The organism is Bdellovibrio sp. HCB290, assembly GCF_047305925.1.
Lineage (GTDB): Bacteria > Bdellovibrionota > Bdellovibrionia > Bdellovibrionales > Bdellovibrionaceae > Bdellovibrio.
This window is the reverse complement of record NZ_CP178620.1, coordinates 1733245-1755239: the sequence shown is the minus strand read 5'-3', so window position 1 is coordinate 1755239 and position 21995 is coordinate 1733245. Positions and strand designations below refer to the sequence as shown.

The window sequence follows — 21995 nt, the reverse complement described above, 5'->3', positions numbered from 1 at the left end:
TTACACATGGAACTGGACGTGGGGAAACTGTTACCGATGTCGCTCTGGGACATGTAGCCCGGGTTGTATCGGGCTCCTACCCTCACCCTGGCGGGTTTACACTTTGAAATAGCATCATGCTATTTCAATCACGCCGCGTAGGCGCTCAGACATTTTTTTCCGATGGTTAGGTTTTTTTATATCGGGGATTTCTGTATCTGGGAGTGATCAAAAAGGTTGAGGTGCGCGACGGAGGGAGGCTGGTTACCGGAGGCGTACGAATAGTACGTCGAGGAAAGCCAGGCTGCCGACAACAAAGCAGATCAGCCTTTTTCATCACTCCTAAGAAGCAACCTTCTTGTTGCTTCGCTTGGAGCGCACCACCAGCTCCAACCCGCATGCTGATAGGATTTGTTGGATAGATGCTAGTCCCGGATTCGCCTCCTTCAAAAACAACTTATAAATCGACTCCCGTCTGATCTTCGTCGCATTTGAGATTTGAGCCACCCCTCTCGCCCTTGCTACTCTTCCAAGTGCAACTTTCAGGTATTCAGGGTCATTCATTTCGACCGCGGCATTGATATATTCAGCAGCACTTTCAGGATTAGTGAGTTCAAGCTCCAGATGTTCACTGAAATCTGAACCGATGGGTGAAACTTTCTTTTTTGAAGATTTCTTAGCTGTTTTAGTTTTCTTCATCGCCTGCCTCATTGGTTCTTTTCTTATAATCCGCGTAATACTTTTTAGCCTGCTTGACGTCTTCTCTCTGCGTGCTCTTATCACCAGCAGTTAGTAACAGAATCAAAGCGAGGCCCTGTACGATCACGTAATACACTCTGTATCCGGGACCGTAATCGATTCGAAGCTCACTGATTCCACCTACACCGTGACCAGATCCTGAGTTACCTTCTTTGAGTCGGTCGATCTGAGCGAAGACTCTCATGCGGGCTTTAATATCCAAGCTCGCAATAAACTCTCTAGCTGGCTCTTTCCCAGCAGAATTTCTGTAATACGCTTTCTTCAGTCTATTGTATCCCATATTTTAGCTTTTGTATCCTATATTACACAAATTTATTCAGCCTCAAATCGAACGTATTGTATCCTATATTACACAATCCTTCTTTTCCTCATCCCCGAATTCCCGGAGTGATCAAAAATGATCAAATGCAAGGCGGAGGATTTGAGATTCCCACAGGCGTACAAATAGTACGTCGAGGACAGTCTCAAATCCGACAACGAAGTAGTTGGACGTTTTTCATCACTTCAGCGTGAGTACGTGAATGGCTTGATCTAGCGTAAGATTCGGCAAAAACCTCCTCAACTCCTCCAACTCTTCCTTGTCGAGCTTAGAAGACGTTCGTTCCCAGTACTCTCGCCTTGATAGCTCAAGCATTAGCTTGCGAACTCCCTCTTCGGTTTGAAGTGCCACCTCACTACGAACGCCTTGAACGCTCTGAAGAGAATCAACTCGCTCGACTTGCTCGTCTGTCAGGCCCAAAACCTCTTTAAAGTGCTCAGTGGAGCCATCTACAGCGAATAAAAATCTTTGCGGCGAGTTCTCAATAATTCCCCGATCATCGTTTACAATGAGGTCCGTCAGTAACTGCGAAACCGTAATTACGGCATGACCGTATTTTCTAAAGTTTGCAGTGGTGAACTTTATCAGATCGAAACAGTGCTTAATGAAGAACGGAACCTCTTCTAGGAACAAGACTATGCATCTTCCGTCACTCGCCAGAACTTGGGTGTTTACTTCAGCCATGAGGGCTGCGAATCCCGCAATTGCGAATTCCGGATCGCCTGCTGCAAAAATATTCTGAAAGTTAAAATACCTTAGCCTTGCTGATTCAGTTTCTGGTCCTGCCGTCCCGCCAACACTTCCCGCTGCCGCGGCGAAACAACTTTGGTAGATTCCGCCCTTCACCCAACGCTTAAGCAGTTGCTTGCGTGGAAAGTCTTTTGCTTGATTATAAAAGTCATCTAACGACGGATCAGTCGGTTTTGAGTCGATATAACAACGAACAGAGGATTCAACTTGCGCCCTCATATCTTTAGTCAAAACTCCCTCTTCCGCCTCCATGATCAGGACAGACAAAAACTTTGAGACAATTGCGAGCTTATCAGCGTCGGAAGCATTATGTTGCGCAAGAACTGACAGTGGGTTTAAACCACTCGGCTTATCGAGAGATAGCTGAAAGCTCTCCCCTTTATACAACTCACACTCTTTGGCGTGGGAGCCCCCGACGTCGATTTTGATGACGTGGACATTTTCATCGCCCAAAAGTGCGCCGGTGAGGAGTCCCGCCAGGACTGACTTACCTTTTCCTGACGGACCTATGATGATGCTGTTAAAAGCGTTATGACTTCTATCGAACAAATCAAAATGGAAAAGACTTTGATCTTCACGGAGCAAACTTAAAGATCGTCGGGCCTCGGTTAAGCCCGAAAACCGACAACCCCAGATTGGTAGAAGTCCGACGACTGCATTTTCGGATTCTAGCAAGGTCACATGTTGGCGGTTTCCAGATAAAGATGCCGCGAAGCTTGGGAGACACCCGAAAGTTTCGATTTGGGCGTCCGAAAACAGACTTAAAGTAGCTTGTGAGGTTTTTAAGCCTTGTCCCAGCGAAATACCTGCGGAACGTGCTCGGTTTAGCTGTACGGCTTCACCTCGCGTAAGTGTTAGAATCATTTCAATTTCATATAGTTGCGCGCCAGACCTAAACGACTCTTCCATAGCATTTTTAGTTTCGGAGCGTTGAACTTCACTTGAAGTATCTTTCGCTCCTTCAAGCTGTTTGAGCTTCCTCTCAAGAAGTACTTTAGCTCTCGCTTCGCCGATTCTCTGTACAGATGTGACGAAACGATAGGGCCTTGGGAGTTTATCCAAGACTTCTTTTAAATCGAGACATCCGAATTCGCGATCTGGTTGTTTTGTGATCCTCACAACCCCTATGCTTTCGTGGTCGGTTTCAACGGACCGTGGACCAAGTGAAGCGACAGAAAGATTATGTTGCACTCTTGGGCCAGCTATCACTGGAACTCCGAAACTTCTAAAAGTTTCTACCGCTCCCACAAGAGCTTCGATTCCCCTCGACTCCCGCTTTCTCCGAAAAAATGACCCGAACTCTGGAATCGCATCCAAGTGGATTGTCACCTGATTCCTCACGAACCCCAGTTCATTTATCGCGGGAGACCGCCGGAAATCGCTCTCGAGATCGTTTGCGCCTCGAGATTGGAGTTCGACCCTCATGATGATGCTTGGATCAAGCTGTCGCAGAATCTGAACCAGTTTGCGGTGTTCTACGGTTAGATCGTCGATCTCAGGGTCGACTCCAGGCAATATGAACGAGAGTCCACAGATTCCATCGGTTGTTACTGTGATATCTAAGTCTTTGTGGATCAGAGTATGGCTATGAACGGGTAGCATATTGCCCTCTTGTGGAAGCTGAGTTTGACGGTGGAAATACATTGCCTACGTTGTTGCAAGAACCTCTCCCTCCCTGCGACGTACTATTCGTACGCCTCGGTTTGGAAAGAACCTTGCGCCTAGTATTCAATGCATTTCGACCATCACCGAATACGTAGATTGAAACTGACAATAAGAGATACCGGAGATAGTCACGGATAGTTTTCGGACGACTTCGGAGTCTGATATTAATAAGAACTAGGAATGCAATACCTGCGGGAATAAAGGACAGCAGTTCCAACCCAAAGGGTTCTAAGATGATGTTGGCGATGATAAGGGTGTAACCGACGCCGGCGAGGTCCCAAATGCTTAGCCCCAGATACCCAGAATTTTCATTTAGGAGGCGGGAGGATTTAAATCTCATCCTCCACCTCCCCGTTCTGTCGATGAAAAAGGCTCGCTTGCTTCGTTATTCGGCCTTCGCCTGCACTTCGACGTATTTGCTCATACACCTCCGTTGCGACAAAGACCTCTCGCCTTGCAATTAAATTATTTTGATCAACAGCGGGATATAAAAGAAAAGACATTTCAACCTCTCATGAGATTGAAATGCAAGATACGCGCGAGGCTCAGATCACTTAAAAAGAGCAACCCCATCCGGATGGACGGGGTTAGAATGATTAACGATTCATTTATTTGCGTGTTTCACTTCGTGCGCGCCATTTCTGCTTCAGAATTGGTAGCAAAATAAACCACTGCCAATATCCAACAACACCAGTAATGATAGTGACCATCAAATCGAACCATTTTGATTCAAAAAGCGTCAGAGATAAATCATGAAGAACTGGCCCAGTGAATATGCTCATTACCGACGGAATTATACCAATAGGAAACGATATAAGTATTTGCATGACCATCGGAAGAAATCTCTCATTGTATAGACTATCTGAATAAAGTACTGAAAACATCCATACACAATTGCAGATAGCCACGACAGTCCAAATTATTTTGACTATAAAAGCTTTATTGAATCGAGAGAAATTTCCATTTAAATTCATAAACACTTCAACTCACTATCTACCGTTTTGATCACAAGCCTTCATACATTTATTAATAACAGCATTCGCCCAGTCGTAACAATTCATTCCCGATACTTTATAGTATGGTCGAACATTGGAACTGACTTCCGCAGCGATACACCCATCAACGCAACCACTACTTGGCTGCTCATAGCAAGATCTGGAATCACCAACTTTGCTTGTCACGTTGGTACCTGGACTACCAAACATACTTCCACTCGGCCCCTGCCCACCGCATTTCCAATCACCTTTCTCGTTTTTAGAACAAACGTAAGCATGTGGCACACCAAAAACAGCCCAAATACTTTTAAGTGGGGTATAGCAAACTCGATATAGCCCCGAAGGATCGATACCATTAGCGGGATCTTGAGACAAATAACCAAATAGATTTTCATCTTCTCCTTCAAATATAATTGGGTCTTTCGAAGTCCAGCGGCCATATTCAGGATCGTAATCACGAGCGCCAAATCTCACCAGACCTGTTTGACTGTCTGACCTTCCCCCAAAAAAATGGAAATATAATAATAAGTAACACTACTAAAGTGAATCGGTTCATCATTTGTTTACCTCGGAAGTTGCTTTTGAAAGCATTTATAACCTTTTCCATTCGACGCCGGTCAGACATTCCTTTTCACCATCTGTTGGCTCAATGACGAACTTAAGTTCGGGCCGCTCTACACATAAAGGCTTCAAACGACCAAAGCTTGCACTTACTCCGCAGCATTCATTTTTGACGGTTTGAAATTTAGCCTTTATTACAGATCCCGATTCAACCTTACATCCGGCTCCCGTATTATAAACCCTGATCGATTCGTCTGAAGCAACAGACTTATATTCGACGATACAACCATCAATTTTAATTTTACGTCGACTAATTTGATACGGGGAACTATCAGCTTTAACACATCTGGCGTGAGCATCAACAACCGAAACAACCTTAAAAACTCCAGATCGAGTTTCCTCTTTCTGAAGAACACAAGAATTAGCATGAGAAAGCGATCCGCACGCCATCAATAGTAGAGAGACAACAAGGAACAACTTCATCCGGAATGAACTCCTAGAGTTATTAAACACAATTGTATGTTTATGTAGTTAATCTGACGACAATTTCTGTGAAAACCTAGACTAGATCGGACATTTCAACAACTAACAGCGGAAACAGATAGCTAGTTACGACCTTCAAGTGTCGGCGGAATTAACTCTACGATTTGATCCTGATGTATTAATCGGTTATCTCCATCGCTAACCCACTCATCAATCTTGTAGATCTTCCACTCGCCAGGCTTTATCAGTTCTTTGTATTTAGAAGGGATTCGTGAATGAAACATAGCATCTCCCTGATAGGTGACTTTAGGTGATGACACCTCGTCGAGCTTAGATTTTAACATTTCCACTTCGTTTCTTAGCCTTAGCTCTTCCTTATCAGGGTTCTCAATAGCAAGTGTCACCACAGCCGCAATGGAAGCAGCAAGGGCGCCATTAAGCAAAGCCATTGCTGTCTTGTTACTATCCTGTGTCGCCCCGTAGGTAATGCCTGCTGTGCCAGCAACTGCCATATTCCGATAAACTTTCTGCGTAGTCGTATGGGCGCAGCCAATGCTTGATAGCACGACAAGCAACAGAACCTTTTTCATAGAAACTACTCACACTTTCCAGAAATACAAACAAGTCCTTTAATGCCGGGAACTCCATCCACCCCATCTTTCGCATCGGCGATGCAAGGTGGTTGGATAGAGGTCTCTTCTGATTCAAACTTTGGCGCCGCTCCCCTCACTCCTCTTTCGCCTTTTAAGCCGGGAGTGTTGGTCGTTGCGATCTGAAGTGATCCATTATCGTAGTCCACGTAGAGACTTCCTGAGTTCCCGCCATTGCCGCCATTAGTTCCGGCACAGCCGGGATGACGTCCGGGCATGGTGATAGCTCCATGTTTTCCACGCCCACCATTCTGCCCCCGAAGGTCAATAGATAACCTTCCTTCCGCGTATTTGGCATTAATACTGATACTGCCACCACTTAGTCCCGATTTTTCCAATGATGCCGAATCCCCATCTTTGAAGTTCTCGATTGTGCCACTCTCAGAGATTAGCTCGTCGACGACGATAATTAGGGATTTGTCGTGAGTGCGGATTTTGGCGTTGGACGTAATGATGAGTCTCGGAACCCGAACGACCGTGTTTTCTTTCAGCTCAAATTCATTATCCCAAATAAGATCATATTGTCTTGTTTTCGCTTCAATCTTAGGCTCATCCTTCTGCTGAAAGATTTCCTCCGAACAAGCAGTGAGTAACAGACACAATAAAACTACAAATTTCATGATTAGCTCCAAATTGTTCCCGGTGGGATTTTATCCCACGTAGCCCGGGCGCGCGTTTCCGTACGCGCAGACAGGGATTTATTTTTACGATAGATATTTTTCATCTTGATATTAATGAAGTTGGTCAAAATGGTTCAGATGCAAGGCGGAGGGTCCGAGTTTCCCGCAGGCGTAGGTGAAACTACGTCGAGGACAGACTCGGAGCCGACAACGCCGTCAGATGGACCGTTTTCACCAATTTCTCGACTAGAGGGAACTTCCCGTTATAGTCGAGAAAATCTTCAACACCGCTGCCATACCTAAGATGATGGCTGCACCTATCCCACCATTCAACAACAGGGTCCTACCCCAGTGACCTAAGCCGATGGAGTACAGTATTCCTGCGATGGTGATCCCGATACCTACTGTGGCGACGCCAATCCTTAGGAAATACGTTTGAGCCGTCGCGCCCATCTCTACGGCATCACGGGCTAACGCCATGTCGGCTACAAATAGGGTTGCAAATATAATTATAGAAACAAATAGAAAGTATCGCACTTCCCACCTCCGCCTGGGTGGTCATGCAATAGTTGGATGGTCATCAGAGTGGTTTAATATAACTATTAAGAACGACTTGCGGACAAAACGCGCATATCGCACAGGAAGCGGAAAGTCCGACCCAACCACCCATCAAAAATACGATGGCTATTTAATAAAGACAAACGTCGCTCCTAGTAATGAAGATGCCTTCTGAAGATCTGAAGGCACAAATTCGCTTCCAACTGGCAAACGAAATTCTCTATTTTCGAATGAGATGTTTGCATAATTTTTATATCGAGGTATTGACGACAGCACTCCTGAATTGGTGACAGTACCAACAACTCCTGATTTGAAAGACTCCGCCTGCCAATACGAAATCTGAAACATCAAAATGATATATGTACCTATCGAAAGAAACGGAAGAACAAATAACACTAGTTCTTTCATCGGTAGTACTTTCTTCAGAACCAACAAAAGAACTAAAAAAAATCCTGCAACCATCCAAATTGAATTGGCTGGAAAAAATACTACGCTTGAACTAAAAAATGCCGCCAGAAAAAAAACATTCCTTGCGACCGATAGCCCAATCACCTTCGTCTTATCGGCGCTCCGATTGAAGAGTATACATTCAAGCAGTATCGAAAGAAGGTTTAAGGTACACATTCCAATGAGGATCACACTGGAATGCGCACTCAAAAATATATAGCAAACAAATCCCCAAAAAAGATTTAGTAACACGATACCAGGCAACACAGACAAAACCACCTCCTACTTCTTAGTATCATCCTTGTGGTGCTCAATGGATGCTTCTTTAATGCGTCCACCTTGAAGCTCTTCAATGATGATTTCTGCCGTCTTGCCAACAATCATCGCATCCCAGTAATTCGAAACTCCGTAAACGTTCCGAGACTCTCTTTGCTGCTTCGACTCTTTGGGCACTAAAAACAGAGAAATCCATTGATCAGCTTGAACTAGATAATTTACGCTTTTTGCATTGTCTCTCGTATATGTCAGATCAACAATCATCTGTGAGTACGATGGAATGATGCCCGCAGTTAAAATCGTCACACTCGTGAATAGAAGATCAAAGGAAGGAATCTTCATTCCTCCCCTGATGGTATAGTCAAATTCAAAGCGAGTTATGGGGTTACCACACTCTGTTTCAATTCCAAACTTCCTAAGACTATTGCGATAACTTGCTTCCACTCCCTCTTCCAAAGGAAATTTCTCAATCTCCCTAGAAATTGGCCCTTCTCTGAAGCGATTGAATTTCACCTCGACACAAACCGTGTTCACAACTGGCGGAGGCTTAATAACTTCATTACGAGGTAAAGTTACACAGCCTGCGACCAGAAACAGGAGAACACTCACTACTAATTTTTGCACTCCGCCCCCTGTGTGACCTACTCCCCGTCACTTAATCCACCCTACATGGTATTATTGCGGGGTAAATAGTTGATTGTCTATGGCAAGAATGAAGTTAGCTCATAATCACATGCACGAATCCTAATTTGTGATCCAATAAGTAAGTTTCTGATAAGCAAATTAGAAATAAATCCGACAAAAAAAATAACCAGTGGCAATCGGCCTACAGAAATGCTGAAATATAAACATCATTCACTTTGAACAGGGCTCCAAATGAGATATGCCGATTGGATTATAAAAAACAGAGAACTGATCCTTCGATACAATATTTGGATTGGAATAGCCAGCCAGTCGGTTTGGATCTTCCATATGCTGGAAGGTGTTTTGCACTTTCAGATACATGATTCTACATCAATGGTTGCTATTTCGATTACGGGTATCACACTCATCATCGAGGCCATCCTTTGTGACAGGCTGCTTCGGGTAAATAAACGAATGCTTGCGATCATTTCTCCCGTGCCACTTGTGACGGCCCTCGTTTGCTCTGCTATTTTGGGATTACAGATCTGGATGAAAAAATCGGTCTCGCTTACGAGTGTCGCTCTCCTGTTTCAAACTGTCTTTACCTTACTCGGATTGATACTAGTGATTGTAATTCAAACCGTAGGCTTTGCTTTCGTATTGAGGTTTGCGTTGAGATCTAAATATGCAAAACGGTTGTATCAAAACTTAAATCAAGCCAATTGACCGGCATCTTTATCGATAAGCAAACCTACTCACAAACAATCTTTTGACGCCAGCAACTCTTGCCTTCTTTTTCGGTAGCTACTTCATCTACAAAAACCAATTTCGTACATTGGTTGCCAAATAATTTTCTTACAAAACCATCCCTAGCAGATTTATCAAATGAGCTAACATCGGATCGAGTCACAGCACACATCTCTACAGAATGCGTATAGTCTTTCTCATTGGATAATTCGATCTTAACCATTCTCTTTCTTTCCAGATCACGGATGGAATTTCCTGCACATGAAGTGAAAATTAAGGAAACTGTTATCAAAAACAGGAGCTGTATCGGTTGAATCACGTTTCCCACCTATAAACTGATTGATTCAGATTGTATCCCTTTAATAATTTTACGATTGAGCCTAACGAATTCTTCGCGTGCCTCGATCCCACCTAACAAATTACTGCCGAATCCAGCATCAGGGTCCCACATCTCATTACTCTGCTGTTTAACTACGTAGTACACTGAATATGGGAATAGCAAAAGGAACTCGATTCTTTTAAGCGACGATCTCTCTTGAGCGATAACTCTTTGCCTTCCCGATTCATCTTTCACATTCCAAGTTAGCACCAAATCATTTCCACTTACGTTTGGTATTAGGTACAAGATCAACCCACACTGTCGGCAATAAGAATACCGATTTTCCCTTTCCGAAAGAGTGATAGTCACTGACTTAATTCCGGCACGCTTTAACTTGCTAGCCACGACTTGTGCGTCAGTAGAGATTTCTGTGTATGTTTTGGCTGTTGAGGACCTCAGCCCTCCCTGAACTTCCCTGAGTACTTGGACGGAAATAGAGTCAGTTGAAATATCTTTTGTAAAATCAACTGACTCTCCCGTCACACTTGTATAGGCGCACCCACCGAGAACAGCAGTCATGAATAGAATTAAACAAAATCTGTTAAGTTTCAATTTGTCTTCTCCAGCAGCTTACCAATCAGCTATTTATAGACTTCCAGGATCTTCTTGTAGCTTTCATCAAAGGAAACTCGGGAATATTCTGGCGTCTTCCATTTGTTGCGATTGTACTGAATCTTACTTAAGACACTTGGATCAACAGCAGCTAAGGTATTTACAAAGTCTTTCCAGTCATTCTCATTCGCTCCGCACCAGAAAAGTCCGCTAGACAACCTTTCTCCGGGGAGCTTAATAATGATTCCAGCCCGATGAGGATTATCGAGGTTTACTTTTTCTATTTGCTGAATTTTGTATTCTTTTTTCCTAGGAAAGAAATCAATAATTCTATCTTCTTTGACTTCGAAATACTGGTTTCTTGCAAAAATAATAAGTAATACGCCAAGTACGTACATGAAGATGCACATTTTAGCGAAGAAGTCTAAATTGCTTGAGTGAGCCTCAGGAGTTTTAGATGCAAGAAACGACAAACCAACAAATACAGAAATCGAAAGTACTGGCAAAGCCAACACTAGACAAAACTTGCCCCACCCGACCGATTTAGATATATAGGCGGCATAAGATTTATAGAATACTTTCGGACCGTATAGTGATCTCATACCCATCCAGCAAAATTAATCAGCCTTAATGGTCCTATATAAACAATAACCTGTCACATTCATATCGAGGCAGGTCCAGAAATAAAAAAGAGATGGTTTTTACCATCTCTTCTTTCTCTTTTCTCCGACTACCCTTTCACAAAATGGTAGTTCAATAAATCGAAAACTCCAGATAGCATTTATTCCCTGCTAACAGTTTAATCGTGTTTTCGGAAAGACTAATCTCAGGGCGTTCGTCTTTCATATACACTTCGCAGGTAATTCCGAACTTCACGGCCTTCAGTTCCTTATCTTTACGAAAACCCACCATTTTTGTTATCAAACTCTTGACCGACTTTTCAAAATTCAAATCCTTGCAGGGAAAAGTGAAATCAACAAAAGTCTCTTTCCACTTTCTTTCTGTAGTTCTCGCTCCTGCAAGGGAAGGTTGAATTACCTTTCCTTTGATAGCCACGGTAGAAGGCTTTATTCCCCGCAACTTGATGCGCTCAATTTCAGCCTTAGGAAAATTATAAACTGTCAGTCGAATATTCATTTCTGTTTTATCCATTGATGCTACTTTCTTCCCAGTATGTCATTAATGTTAATGCCAGTTGGCTCACCAGGACCCTTACCATCTTTTGGCTTCACACAAATGTCTCCATTTGGATTCTTCCACAAATCAATACTTCCTGTCTTCTTTTTTCCGGTGACTTCAGATTTTAATTTCTCAGGGTCGATACCAGCCTTCTTCATTTGTTCAATTTCCCAACTAGAAAGCTTCTGGTCTATAAAAACATTCGTCAACGAAGCAATAATCACTTTTATTAAATCAGTGGAGGTAAAACTACCACTAACCGGCCCCAATCCAACACCTTCAAATGCAGTTCTTCGCTGAACAAGTGATTGAGATAGACCGGATTCATCGGTCCAATTAACCGGATCAAGAGCGACGTATCCGTAAAGGTTTACATCACCTCCATCAAATAGAATTGGATCCTTAGACGTCCAGCGACCGATCTCTGGATCGTAGTCTCGGGCACCAAATCTTACCAGTTGAGTATCTGGATCATACAATCCACCCGCAAAACCAAATGGCAGAAGTCCTGGGTTCGTGTCTTCGATCACACGGCCGAACTCGTCGTGGTCCATCCGTTGCGCGACACTCCCGTCAGACTGCTTAACAACCAAGCGTGGTGAACCTAGTTGGTCCGAGATAATTCTATAGTTCCCCCCTCCCATGATCATGTAGTCTGGAATATTGCCCTTAGAACCATAGACGAAACGCTTGGTAATCGCACCACCAGCATCAACTTCAGCAGCGATTCGGTATTGGTCCATATAGATCCAATTCTTTTGAACCACACCATTAATCTTTTTACCTACACGTCTGTTGATCGGATCCACTGAGTACGTGACAACAGTACTGCCTGGTAGATCCACTTGAGTCAGATTTCCAAAAACATCGTACGTGTACTGTGTGGTCGTTGATGTCGTAGAGTTGGTTTTAGAGCCAAGCACCCCGTCAGCGTTATACGTGAAAGAAAGCGTGTTGTAAGTTAAAAGACGATCCTGGTCATCATAAGTAGCGCTCGTTGGCTGAGCTCCGACGTTACCGTTATTTCTATTTGAGTTTGAATTGTAGCCATAGTTGCTCACTACCACTGAATTCTTACTTACCTGTTCTAATCGACCAGACACATCGAACACATAGTCATAGTCTTTTGTGACCGAGTTCATCACCTGAGTTTTACCATTGATACGCCCCATGCCATCCCGATCAAGACCAAGCTGATAGATCACAGTTGATCCATAAGAAGCCTGATAACCAGTCACTTCACCCATGGTGTTGTAGGTATAGCTATCTGTGAAAGCTGTCGAACCAGCACCCATCGCGGTTCCAGTTAACTGACCATTTGGAGTATTGTAACTAAGAGAAATGTCACCTGCAGTGGCTAAGTACTCGTCGTTATTGTAGGTATAGGAAATACTAGAAGTCGATCCACCAGAAGGACCATAACTAGTAATTGAATCCGAGGCAGGAAGCTCCTCCGAAGAGTAGTTTGTATTATAATAGCCAGTATACGGCCCTACCCCGTATGAACTTCCACCCATTCTATTTCCATACCAAAAGAGTGAAACTGTGCCCGTTGGCCCTGAAATATAGAATGGACGTTGTATATTACCATCCATATTAAATGAATAATTCCCTGAGCTGGTAGTTAAGCCAGATGCAAGTCCACTGGAGTCATAATTGTAGTTGATGTAGTTACCACTTGGAAAAACAATTCCCGTTAGTTGTTTATCAAGGTCGTAGCTAAACGTGGTACTTACAGCAGACAATCCCGACAAGCTTGGTGACGTATAGCCGCCAACAAGACCATGCGAATTGACTGAAAAGTTATGAATTGGTCGCCCTGGAGGAGTAATTCCTGTCATATTGCCAGCGCTGTCGTAGGAGAAAACAACACTTCTGCTATCAGGATAGATTTTCGAATAGACTCTGTTTGCGCCATCATAAACGAAGGAAGTCGCTTGCGAGAGAGGATTCGTAATACTTTGAACCAAATCATTGGAATTGTACGCCAATGTGGTAGTACGAGCGCCTTGAACAATTGAAGTTAACTTTTCGTTCGTATAATTAAAGCTTACCGGGTCGAGATTTCCTTGTTTGTAGGAAACTGTTCGTTCGTAATCATCAATTACTATTTCAGACACAACACCTACACCTGATGTCGTCGTGTATTTTTTATTGACTGGATCAAACACTGTCGTCGCAGACGTACTTGTTCCGCTCAATTGGAAAATGATACTCCATGATGTCAATGAAAAGGGATTCGTGGCATCTGACAGCGTGTGACTTCTTGTGAAGTTCACAGTTCTATTACCGCCATTCATTGCCGACTCGTAGGTAGGCAGCCTCACCATCCCAGTAAATCTAGCGTCATCCATTACATTCCAGCTTTTCTGAATGCCACCTGTATTAGTAGAAATATAAGAAGAGTTATTATATGCGTAGTAGTTATAATAATCAGTCGTGTTTTGCCCATTTGATCGGTAATGAGTTCTAGCAGTATTTCCATTGCTACTAATGTTTGAATCAATTCTATCAACGCGGCTCATTGAAGTAGTCACATAGGTATCATTACTCGATGACGAATTCAGATCCCTAACGATTTGAAAGAAATAACCTCCAGAATGGCTGTCTTGAGTAAGCAGTCCATCTGCATCGTATGTAAATGTACTTAACTCCAAGTTAGGTTTTTGGATTGTATGCATTAAACCTTGAGTTCCGTAGTAGGTCATCGAATATGACTCACTAATAGGATTCGTAAAACCAGAAATAAACCCATTAGAGTCCAAGCTAACTGTTGTAACTTGAGCATTTGGCGCTGTGATTGAAGTTAGCTCACCAGAAAGGTTTCTATTAAAGGTTGTTGTTTTTGAAAAAGGATCAGAAATTGACGACAGACGCCCCGACGAATCATAGGTAAATGTGAGAACCGTAGTGCCGAGCATTGCTGTCTTAGTATAAATATGACGGCCTGTTAGATCGAAAACATAGACTTCCGCTCCTGAAGAATCTGCGATGTACAAGTGACTTGCGCCAAATGGTTTCGCCTCAACATCAACAGCGCTTCCTGTGGCGTAATAAAGCTTTTTGCCATCAACATCATAATAACGAAGCACCGACGGTAACCAACCGCCCATACCGAATTGACTAATGTCAAAATACGAAAGCTTTACTGTGTGAACTCGACTCGTCGAGCCCGACGGAATTGTTTCAGTCAGAATCACGTCAAAACTTGCAGACCCTACACGAGCTGTATTCGTGGGGTTGTAGCCGTTCCATAAATACTCATACCACTGGTTAGCAACTAAGCTCGAAAATGAGTCTGTATCGACAGTAACACCATTCCTCTTAGTTTCAACATTGAACGTTTGGGCATAGGTACTTGGCGTACTTGGTGTAATTCTATATTTAATTTTTATATTCTTCTCATAACCAGCTTGAAAGGCTGAGTGATAGTAGAGTGAAAAGGGCGCCCCAACGATTTCAACCTCCTCACCCAAAGTTTGAGCCTCCACTCCAACAATTGACCCTGGCTTCACAACAGGTCCTGCAGCACGACAGGCTCCCAGAGGATTGGAAGGAACATTAATATCCGGAGCTGCCGGCGAACTCGGGCAATGATAGTCTCCCATAAGAATTTCATATCCAACCCCATATGGTGGATTTGGACCAGTCACTCTGGTTACGCAGTAGTATCCCCCATCTATTAGCTCCATCACCGGATTGTTGCACACTCCCAGTTCAGTACATGTATCTTGCAAAGCACATCTTGCTGCAGCATCGGCTATGGCCTCAGCTCTTTGCTGCTCACATGTCGATGCGAAAGCATGGCTGAATGCAAACATTTGCACGAACATGGAAATCATCAACAAACGCATACGTCCTCCGGATTTAAATCAATCGGAGGCTTTATCGTATATAAATACGTTCAGCTTTAGTGCTAATTTGAGAATCACACCTTAAAGCCTGCTGAGCTTTCCCTCATATGATGAATGCAGTACGTATCTTTACCAAAACTTATCTACTATAGATTCAAACAAGACGTCTAAACAGTTTCCTGTCAAATATCCTTCACTGTACCCCGCGCACATCGCGCAGGATGTGGAAAGCCGGAGGCTTGAGAATTGGAGTAACCCGCGCATATCGCGCACAGAACGGAGGCCCGCATGGGCCGGGAGTTGAAGTAACACCAGAAACGCACGACAGATCGCAACCTGCGATCCATAAAGTAAGTTTCTGGGCATTCCAATTAGACAAAAAAAAGAGATGGCTTTCACCATCTCTCCAATACTATTTATAGACTTCCAGAATCTTCTTGTAGCTTTCCTCAAGGGACACTTGTGAATATTCAGGAGTCTTCCATTTGTTGTGATTATAGAATATTTTATTCAGAACAGTTGGATCAACACTCGCTAAGGTATTTATAAAATCTTTCCAATCACTCTCGCCAGATCCACACCACATTAGACCCCTTAGAAGTTGCTCATCAGGAAGTTTAATTAGAATCCCTGCTCGATAAGGACTTTCCAGACATATCTTTTCAATATGCATAACTTTGTATTCTTTCCTTCTAGGAAACAAATCAATAATTCTATCTTCTTTGACTTCGAAATGCTGGTTCTTTGCAACAATCGCAAGCAGAAAAATTAGCGCGTATAAAATGCCAATGAAATTAACGAAGAAAGTTATGTTACTGGAGTGGGCTTGATCGGATTTCGAAAAAAAGAAAGAAACTCCGAAGCATAAAAAGACAAACAGTAATGGCACTACCAAGGAAATACAAAACTTTCCCCACCCGACGAATTTAGAGATATAGGCGGCATAGCTTTTATAAAATACTTTTGGACCGTATAGAGATCTCATAAGCGTCATTATTGCGGGGTAAATAGGTATTTGTCTACAACAAGACAACTATCTAGATCAGCCTTTGACGAAATCATATTTTATTTTTTCCGTTACAGCGCTTACACGAGGGCAAATGGAGCGCTTACTATCCTTCAAATATAATTCTGAAATCACACAAAGAAATAGTAGACCTCAGCCAAAACTCCTGATTCATTGTTTTAAGTGAATTTAGTGCCCCACTGATGCTTCTTTAATGGCCCCACCCTGGAGCTCTTTAAGAATGATTTCTGCCGTTTTGCCGACAATCATCGCATCCCAGTAATTCGAAACTCCGTAAACGTTCCGAGACTCTCTTTGCTGCTTTGACTCTTTGGGGATTAAAAAAAGAGAAATCCATTGATCGGCTTGAACTAGATAATTTACGCTTTTTGCATTGTCCCTCGTATATGATAGATCAACAATCATCTCTGAGTACGAGGGAATGATGCCCGCAGTTAAAACCGTCACGCTGGTTAATAGAAGATCAAAGGAAGGAATCTTCATTCCTCCCCTGATGGTATAGTCAAATTCAAAGCGAGTTACGGGATTACCACACTCTGTTTCAATTCCAAACTTCTTAAGACTCTGGCGGTAACTCGCTTCCACTCCCTTTTCCAAAGGAAATTTCTCAATCTCCCTAGAAATTGGCCCTTCTCTGAAGCGATTGAGCTTCACTTCGACACAAACTGTATTCACAACTGGCGGAGGCTTAATAACTTCATTACGAGGTAAAGTTACACAGCCTGCGACCATAAACAGGAGCACACTCACTAATAATTTTTGCACTCTGCCCCCTGTGGCTTATTCACGCTTCCTATACTTATTATGGAGGATTCTGTATAACTTGAGCGCCGAATAGGCCAGGATGTCGTACTATTTAGAAAATGTTTTAATTACCATTTGAGCTTCGCTGTAGGTAATTCGTTTTAGGTTAAATAGGATCTTCTTTTCTAGTTCTTCGAACGAATCATGCATTGTGAGACGCCAATCTGCAGCAGCAAGCTTATTCACTTGCCAAGCCTTCAAAATAAGAAGTTTTTCATCAATTCCTAATTTTTGAATTTCAAGAAAATGCGGTGCTGGATGCTTTTTATCTCTAAACGAAGATCTTTCGGGAAATTTACTATGAATGTAAAGCCTATCTGCGACCTTTTCATATCCTAATGTTCTGATTTTATCTTCAACCTCTTCAACGGAAAAGGTTCCACTGTAGAATCGATACTTTTCTTTTGAGTACTTATATTCATCAGTCAATCTCACTAAAGGAAAAAATGCTGAAACTAAACCAATCAAAGATACTACCGAAAATATACTGCCAATTATCTGAAACTCCCGCGAAGTCACATGCATACCACGATACATCCAAAGCATTGATGTACCGATTGCAGCAAAAATTAAAATGCTTAAACTCGCATAACAGGCTGAAATAAATGGCCGAGGCCTCTTGATCACTGATTCTCCCTAAACTTAAACTAAGACTAAACCACAATCATCAAAGCGATGAAAACCACAATCGAAAATCCAATAGTTAAAAATGCTTTCCCAATATTAGCAATTCTCAATCATTCGCCCTTTGGTTTTTCATACTTTCGATCAAACCTGAACCCACATCCGGTGCATTTAGGGGGAACAAAGATGAGACTTCTGCCGAACCTAGCATCTTTTTTTGCCTTAAAAACTCCCCTATGGCAGTTTGGGCAACTTGGAATCATTTTAAAAACAAAGTTGAGCAAGCCAAAGATCATTGAAATAGCCAAATACCCCGTCTCATGTTCAATCGCAGCCAGAGCAACGCCCGAGAGCATCCCCAAAATCAAAAGCGTCGCAATGACGTTATAAACCAAATATCTAAGCTTCATGCGACCCTATACAACTCCGAAAAAGAAAAAGCCAAGAATACATGGCACAATAAGTTGGAGAATGAAGGCCTCCCAGCCATACTGCTTTTTGATTTTCGCACGAATGATCAAAGTAAATAACGACAAAACGAGAATACCACTCAACAAGAGCGTTGCCTGCATTGAACGAAACTCCAGCGAGCGGTACTGCTCTTCAGCCTCAAACATCATCAAGCGAAGAGAAACACATTTCGACAAGAACGCCAAAACCGCAAAAGTGCAATACAGCTTCCAAAATCGACTCATAGTACCCTCTTAACTTGAAATCTTACCAATTCTGATTAGATTTCGGAGCGCCAGCGTCTTTATTATTAATCTTTTTAAGCTCAACCAGGATCGCCTCCTGCAGCTCAATATGCCGATTGATCTTCCAATACCAACACACCACATGCCTAAAGATCAAAAACCCCACAAGCCAAATGGCACTAATGATTAAGAACAGCATCAAATAGTTATCATTGCTTTGGCTCATTCTTCACTCCTTGAAATCGAAATACGTGATTACTTACAAACTTTTTTATAGTGATACCAGACAATGGAATCTCGAATTATCGGACCCATGTCTTTATCTGGTTTGGATGTCTTAATCTCTTCCAAAGTATCTCCTTCGCCGAGATATTTTGTCGTTTCGTCAACACAGTTAAATAGCCTTTTCGCGTAACTTACCCCCGAGGGGCCAGTTCTCTTTATCAGCAAAGTTGGCTTAGTCTTACTGCCACCGATCTCAAGATACTCATATGTAGCCTTTGAATCTGTAGGGATGACTACTGCTTTACCCTGCTTTGATGAAGTACCTTCTTTAGCTGACTCAACGGGAGTTTCCTTAGGAGCTTCAGAAGCCCGCAATTCTCCAAAAGCCCCTACTGTTCTTCCGCACTTCTCTTCAGCCGCTTCTTCGGCCAACTGGCCTGTAGACGTCAGCCTCGGATATGCGCCTATTTCTTTAAAATACTTAATTCCTTTTTCAATACACATTTCTTTATTAGCGCTGTGTTCACGAGCGTTACTGTACATACAAGAACCAATTCCAAACAAAACACCAAATGTTATGATATAAGCGAGCGGCCCATGAGGTTTTGGCTCTGGCGGAGCTTGAAACACCCCAATGCGCCCACAATGAGGACAAGTTGTAGCATCATCTGAAACCTTATTCTTGCAATCCGGGCAATTCACCAACACTTGAAACTCCCTCAATGAAATGTCTAATCAAAAACCATCTTTAGTCTCTGCAATAGAGACTCAATAACCTTGTGTTCAATTTGAACCGACATTCTTTTTGCGACGAAGTCATGGGTTTTCAAAACAGACTTAATGTACTCGATCTGCTCTTCAATACTGAACCTTCTCCAATTTGAACTACTCTTGGTTCTATTGTGGCTTTTTATAAGAATTTGGAGATTATTTGGATGATGTCGTCCTGGCTTCTCAGAATTAAGTATTGCAGAGGCATGATCGACCTCAAAATCCAAATTAAACAGGGAATTAAAAGAAGACGCAATATTCTCCATCTCTTCAATTCTGTATAGCTCTGCCACACTGAGATCCTCTAGTTGACGCTTTACCAGTTGATACCTAGTCAGCGGTTCTGTATCTTCCTCAATTTCCTTCTCAACAATTGATTCCAATTGCTCAGAAGAAAGATATCTTACCCTTTTCGGACGTTCACTTTCATCCACCTCAACTACGGCTCCAAAACCGCCAGTAGAAACCCAAGAGCTAATACGCGCGGCAATTTCACGCAGACCAGTGGACGGTGTTTTGTGATTTAGGGCTTCCCGATGTGCTTTTTCTAGAAGCTCAGGGTACATCTCTCCAACCTTCACTGCCCACTCAGAAACAGTGACCCAACCATTAATCGACTTTAGCGTCTCAAGATACATGTCTGATATTGCACTCATAGTTCATTCTTATCGCCCCCAAACTAGACCAACTTTATCTGTTATGTTTCAGTCAAAATAAATTCACAACAGATTCTCATTTATATACATCTACTTTCGTTTAGACATTGCCGATCAATAGAGCAGTGAGGTGTCATATGAACTTTAAGATCTTCCAACCCCCAGACCGTAATTTTTGGGTGTGCCGAGCAGAGCGAGGTCGCCATTTCGGACACTTCATGAAGCACAATTTGATCGCTATGAGCCATTTCGACAAAGTTGCCGACATTCCAACAAAGGATCGAGAGGCAACCCAAGAACGCCTACAAAGATATATAAACACGACGAAAATTAAGAAGAAAACCGCTTCTACCTATATTAACCAAACCCTCCATTTTATTTTTGACGCAAAAATTGGAGATTTAGTTATTACAATTGATCACGATACGATTGGAATAGGTAAAATTACCTCGAATGCATACTTTGAGAAGAAAAGACTTTATATTAAGTCATCAGTTCGTGGCAAGGATCTCGACTTAGAAATGGAATCATATCTTCGAAGGGATGTTAATTGGGTGGGTTTTGTACACCGCTACCTTTTGCCACATAAACTTCAGAAGGCCATTAGTAGCCAATTAACTTTCTTCTCATTAAACGAACGGGAAAACGAAATTTATTCATTGATTTCTCCATTCGTATATAAATCAGATCATCTTTTCACAAACTTAAATATAACCAAGAAAACTGACATTTCAGCCTATCACTACCAACTCTTAACCAATACCGTTTTGAAATGTGAATTTCTGGCAAAACAACTGCCAGAACTAAAGAATATAAAATCTGAGGCTGAATTGCAGAAAGCCTTTGAAAATTTCTGTAGAAACGATAAGTCAAAAACTTCCCTAAAAGCAGAGTTTTCTTCTCCGGGCTGGACAGGTTTTGATGTCTTTCTAGTATTGGCAGGAGCCGGAGTTTTTATGCAGTTCTTTTGTAACGCACTTGCTGGTGGTAAAACTAAACTTACTATCACAAAAGAACAAGGCGTTGATTTCAGCTCGGAATCAAACGGTCTACTTGAATCAGATGCCGTAAAATACATTACCAAGAACTCAACCGATGTAGCTTTAAAGCATATTGATGCCTGGCTATTGAAGGACAATCCACAAGCTTTGCAAGATCAATTGCAACTACGCGATCCTGGTACAAATGTAGACTCGAAGCTGTTGGAAGACACTAAAAAACCTTCAAAAAATGACAAGTAGTCGAAGATTTGTAAGAAGCAGCGAAGCAGTTAACAACCGCGATAGAAAGAGATTTGAGCGAAAGGAAAAAAATGAAAAAACTATTCTCAAATTTCACTCTAATATTTACAATCCTTATCGCTAGTTCTCCATGCCACGCAGGAGGCACCTGGGCCAATGCGTGGATTGTGAAAACTTCCTACAACGACAAAGACCAATTTATTTTTGAAGTTAAATGGGAAGTTGAGAATGGGTTCACGTCAGGATCCGAACTCAAAACCTTTGTCTTTGACTACCTACATTGGCCGAAAGAGTCCCGTGACTGGTTCTACAAGTACCTACCCTGGACAGATGACGTGAGAGACTACCCGATCATCAAAATGCAGGAATGCAAGGTCATGATCGAAGACGCCTATAAAACTAAGAAACTAATGATTCTTGGACAGATGGGAACGGTTCACTTCCGATCCACCAAAGATAACCCAAACATCGGCATCGTCCCTTATGCAAGTATCTCCCGGGATCAACAAGATAGCTCCATAGTAGCCTGCATGCTCTACGCAGCCCCAACTTAGT

Annotated in this window: 23 protein-coding genes and 1 pseudogene; 3 read left to right on the top strand and 21 right to left on the bottom strand. The window is 42.6% G+C overall.

Annotated features, from left to right (window positions below; all coding sequences use genetic code 11):
- Positions 1-321 precede the first annotated feature (321 nt).
- From ACLVWU_RS08640 to ACLVWU_RS08600, 9 genes and pseudogenes are all read right to left on the bottom strand, one after another.
- Positions 322-678 carry an addiction module antidote protein gene (locus ACLVWU_RS08640; protein ID WP_413578590.1) on the bottom strand — a complete coding sequence of 119 codons (357 nt, stop codon included), beginning with the start codon at positions 676-678 and terminating at the stop codon, positions 322-324.
- Positions 665-1018 carry a type II toxin-antitoxin system RelE/ParE family toxin gene (locus tag ACLVWU_RS08635; protein WP_413578589.1) on the bottom strand — a complete coding sequence of 118 codons (354 nt, stop codon included), beginning with the start codon at positions 1016-1018 and terminating at the stop codon, positions 665-667. Before ACLVWU_RS08635 ends, ACLVWU_RS08640 begins: the two co-directional genes overlap by 14 nt.
- A gap of 219 nt (positions 1019-1237) precedes the next feature.
- Positions 1238-3055 (bottom strand): VirB4 family type IV secretion system protein, encoded by a 1818-nt coding sequence (locus tag ACLVWU_RS08630; RefSeq protein ID WP_413578588.1) that lies wholly within the window; start codon positions 3053-3055, stop codon positions 1238-1240.
- 1406 nt (positions 3056-4461) lie between these two features.
- Positions 4462-4971: pseudogene (locus ACLVWU_RS08625) on the bottom strand (RHS repeat domain-containing protein); the annotation flags it as partial.
- Between the two features lie 87 nt (positions 4972-5058).
- Entirely contained in the window at positions 5059-5511 is a 453-nt protein-coding gene (locus ACLVWU_RS08620; RefSeq protein ID WP_413578587.1) for a hypothetical protein, read from the bottom strand.
- A 122-nt stretch (positions 5512-5633) separates the two neighbouring features.
- Positions 5634-6101: a hypothetical protein gene (locus ACLVWU_RS08615; RefSeq protein ID WP_413578586.1), complete on the bottom strand. Its 468-nt coding sequence runs from the start codon at positions 6099-6101 to the stop codon at positions 5634-5636.
- Positions 6102-6106: 5 nt separating this feature from the next.
- On the bottom strand, positions 6107-6781 hold the full coding sequence (locus tag ACLVWU_RS08610) for a hypothetical protein (RefSeq protein WP_413578585.1): 675 nt from the start codon (positions 6779-6781) through the stop codon (positions 6107-6109).
- A gap of 684 nt (positions 6782-7465) precedes the next feature.
- Positions 7466-8059 (bottom strand): hypothetical protein, encoded by a 594-nt coding sequence (locus tag ACLVWU_RS08605; protein WP_413578584.1) that lies wholly within the window; start codon positions 8057-8059, stop codon positions 7466-7468.
- Positions 8060-8068: 9 nt separating this feature from the next.
- A complete protein-coding gene (locus ACLVWU_RS08600; protein ID WP_413578583.1) occupies positions 8069-8686 on the bottom strand; it encodes a hypothetical protein in 618 nt (205 codons plus the stop codon).
- A 252-nt stretch (positions 8687-8938) separates the two neighbouring features.
- On the opposite strand from ACLVWU_RS08600, the gene ACLVWU_RS08595 reads away from it, so the two are divergent.
- Positions 8939-9412, top strand: coding sequence for a hypothetical protein (locus ACLVWU_RS08595; RefSeq protein WP_413578582.1), 474 nt, complete (start codon positions 8939-8941; stop codon positions 9410-9412).
- A gap of 25 nt (positions 9413-9437) precedes the next feature.
- On the opposite strand, the gene ACLVWU_RS08590 is transcribed toward ACLVWU_RS08595, so the two are convergent.
- From ACLVWU_RS08590 to ACLVWU_RS08535, 12 genes are all read right to left on the bottom strand, one after another.
- On the bottom strand, positions 9438-9752 hold the full coding sequence (locus tag ACLVWU_RS08590; protein WP_413578581.1) for a hypothetical protein: 315 nt from the start codon (positions 9750-9752) through the stop codon (positions 9438-9440).
- Between the two features lie 641 nt (positions 9753-10393).
- Complete coding sequence (locus ACLVWU_RS08585; RefSeq protein ID WP_413578580.1) at positions 10394-10966, bottom strand: hypothetical protein; 573 nt, start codon at positions 10964-10966, stop codon at positions 10394-10396.
- A 151-nt stretch (positions 10967-11117) separates the two neighbouring features.
- Positions 11118-11516, bottom strand: coding sequence for a hypothetical protein (locus tag ACLVWU_RS08580; RefSeq protein ID WP_413578579.1), 399 nt, complete (start codon positions 11514-11516; stop codon positions 11118-11120).
- Between the two features lie 5 nt (positions 11517-11521).
- Positions 11522-14656, bottom strand: coding sequence for an RHS repeat-associated core domain-containing protein (locus tag ACLVWU_RS08575; protein WP_413578578.1), 3135 nt, complete (start codon positions 14654-14656; stop codon positions 11522-11524).
- A 1153-nt stretch (positions 14657-15809) separates the two neighbouring features.
- Positions 15810-16382 carry a hypothetical protein gene (locus ACLVWU_RS08570; RefSeq protein WP_413578577.1) on the bottom strand — a complete coding sequence of 191 codons (573 nt, stop codon included), beginning with the start codon at positions 16380-16382 and terminating at the stop codon, positions 15810-15812.
- A gap of 210 nt (positions 16383-16592) precedes the next feature.
- Entirely contained in the window at positions 16593-17189 is a 597-nt protein-coding gene (locus ACLVWU_RS08565; protein WP_413578576.1) for a hypothetical protein, read from the bottom strand.
- 87 nt (positions 17190-17276) lie between these two features.
- The gene (locus ACLVWU_RS08560) at positions 17277-17855 is read right to left on the bottom strand and encodes a hypothetical protein (RefSeq protein ID WP_413578575.1); all 579 of its coding nucleotides are present in this window, start codon (positions 17853-17855) and stop codon (positions 17277-17279) included.
- Between the two features lie 110 nt (positions 17856-17965).
- Positions 17966-18262 carry a hypothetical protein gene (locus tag ACLVWU_RS08555; protein WP_413578574.1) on the bottom strand — a complete coding sequence of 99 codons (297 nt, stop codon included), beginning with the start codon at positions 18260-18262 and terminating at the stop codon, positions 17966-17968.
- A gap of 6 nt (positions 18263-18268) precedes the next feature.
- A complete protein-coding gene (locus tag ACLVWU_RS08550) occupies positions 18269-18547 on the bottom strand; it encodes a hypothetical protein (RefSeq protein WP_413578573.1) in 279 nt (92 codons plus the stop codon).
- Between the two features lie 22 nt (positions 18548-18569).
- Entirely contained in the window at positions 18570-18773 is a 204-nt protein-coding gene (locus ACLVWU_RS08545) for a hypothetical protein (protein ID WP_413578572.1), read from the bottom strand.
- A 29-nt stretch (positions 18774-18802) separates the two neighbouring features.
- On the bottom strand, positions 18803-19480 hold the full coding sequence (locus tag ACLVWU_RS08540) for a zinc ribbon domain-containing protein (protein ID WP_413578571.1): 678 nt from the start codon (positions 19478-19480) through the stop codon (positions 18803-18805).
- A gap of 23 nt (positions 19481-19503) precedes the next feature.
- Positions 19504-20199 carry an HNH endonuclease gene (locus ACLVWU_RS08535; RefSeq protein WP_413578570.1) on the bottom strand — a complete coding sequence of 232 codons (696 nt, stop codon included), beginning with the start codon at positions 20197-20199 and terminating at the stop codon, positions 19504-19506.
- Between the two features lie 137 nt (positions 20200-20336).
- On the opposite strand from ACLVWU_RS08535, the gene ACLVWU_RS08530 reads away from it, so the two are divergent.
- Both ACLVWU_RS08530 and ACLVWU_RS08525 read left to right on the top strand, forming a co-directional pair.
- Positions 20337-21440: a hypothetical protein gene (locus tag ACLVWU_RS08530; protein ID WP_413578569.1), complete on the top strand. Its 1104-nt coding sequence runs from the start codon at positions 20337-20339 to the stop codon at positions 21438-21440.
- A gap of 71 nt (positions 21441-21511) precedes the next feature.
- On the top strand, positions 21512-21994 hold the full coding sequence (locus tag ACLVWU_RS08525) for a hypothetical protein (protein ID WP_413578568.1): 483 nt from the start codon (positions 21512-21514) through the stop codon (positions 21992-21994).
- Position 21995: the final 1 nt, after the last annotated feature.